This window comes from Deinococcus marmoris, assembly GCF_001949125.1.
Classification (GTDB): Bacteria; Deinococcota; Deinococci; order Deinococcales; family Deinococcaceae; genus Deinococcus; species Deinococcus marmoris_A.
On sequence record NZ_MSTI01000082.1, the window covers coordinates 1 to 1,087 of the forward strand.

The following is a 1,087-nucleotide window of genomic DNA, read 5'->3' on the forward strand; positions in this document are numbered from 1 at the left end:
TACCAGAGCGCGTCTCCCGCTGCCCTGAAATCATTGAGTCTGTACCTCACCTCCCACTTTCCTGAATATCGGAAAAACCAGATCGAGTTGCTCTCCCTGCTCGTCCTGGCGCTAATTGGGGCCAAAGACATTCGCCACGCTGCACTGGCCGAGCGTTGCGGGGGCAACGCATGGGCGGCCTCGGTCATCCGCAAGATCGAGCGGTTCTTCGACCGGCATCCGCTATGTCCTCTCGACGTTGCCCGTCTGGTCTTGACCCTGCTCCCCGACGCCAAAAAGCGCGAGTTTGCCATTGATCGAACGAACTGGAAGCTCGGGCGCACCGATGTGAACGTTCTTTTCCTAGCCGTCATCTGGCGAGGTGTGGCGGTGCCGCTGCTCTTTGAACTGTTGCCGCACAGCGGCAACAGCGATACCTCCACTCGTCTGACCCTGCTCGACAGCACCCTGACGCTGCTGGATTGCTGGGAAGTCGCCACGATCTACGCCGACCAGGAATTCATCGGCCAAGCGTGGATTCAGGGATTGGCTGAACGGGGTCTCCCCATCACGGTGCGACTGCGGGTGGATGCGCGCATTGATGGTCTGCCTGCGGGCGAGTGGCTGGAGGGACTCCAACCCGATGAAAAAGCCATGCTGATCGACAATGCAGAGGTCTATGGTTTACCGATGAACGTGGTCCTGACGCGGACGGATCAGGGCGAAGCCCTGATTGTGGCGAGCAATGCCACCAAAGGCCAGCACATTCTGAAGGGCTATCGCCAGCGTTGGAAGATCGAATGCCTGTTCCGGGCGCTCAAAACCAAGGGCTTCAATCTGGAAAACACCCACATGACCCTTCCAGCCCATGTCACGCGCCTCCTCTGTCTGCTCATTCTAGGTTACGTCTGGAGTGTCTTGGTCGGGATCGACCAAGAGGCAGCGCTCAAAAAACATGGACGCCGAGCGTGGAGCGTTATCAGTCTGGGCCTCCGATCACTCGTCCGGGCGTGTTCCCGTCAAATTGGGGATTCGGCTGAGGATCTTCTCAATCTCATTCAACTCTGGATGCCGCCCCAGAGGACCGCCTGAGAAAGTGTCGGGTACT

The 1,087-nt window shown here is 58.6% G+C and carries 1 protein-coding gene; it reads left to right on the forward strand.

The annotated features are described in order from the left end of the window. Window positions 1-1,071, forward strand: a 1,071-nt coding sequence (locus BOO71_RS12910) for an IS4 family transposase (protein WP_254843149.1), incomplete at its 5' end; no start/stop codon positions are given. Between the last annotated feature and the right edge of the window lie 16 nt (window positions 1,072-1,087).